Origin of the sequence: Ureaplasma zalophigenitalium, assembly GCF_025780055.1 — a bacterium.
Taxonomy (GTDB): Bacteria; Bacillota_I; Bacilli_A; order Mycoplasmatales; family Mycoplasmoidaceae; genus Ureaplasma; species Ureaplasma zalophigenitalium.
Window position 1 is genome coordinate 1 of record NZ_JAOXHJ010000037.1, and the last position, 339, is coordinate 339.

Annotated in this window: 1 pseudogene; it reads left to right on the forward strand. The window is 29.8% G+C overall.

Features of this window, described 5'->3' with window-relative positions:
* Positions 1-95: 95 nt before the first annotated feature.
* Positions 96-339, forward strand: a pseudogene (locus OF365_RS03250) (site-specific DNA-methyltransferase); the annotation flags it as partial.

Consider the following 339-nt stretch of genomic DNA (forward strand, 5'->3'; position numbering starts at 1 on the left):
AAAATCCTTAAATAAAGATACGATTTTTATAAAAACGGTTCTAGTCGGTTTTATATATTAAAATATTAGTTAGAGTATAAATATAGGGAGTATGTATGTTAGAACAATTAAAACAAGAATACATTGAGAAAATCAATAGTATTTTAGATACTGTTTTTAATCGCGAACAAAAGAAATTAGCGATTAAAATTATTAACCAAGTCGAAAACGAAGAAGAATTATTAGATGTCTTTAAATTTGTAACCCAACGGGTGAATGTGGGTTTTGTTTTTGATGTAGCACCCAGCATTGATTCGCAAGCCGTGAGTGTGCTTGAATATGATGCGAAGCGCTCATTTA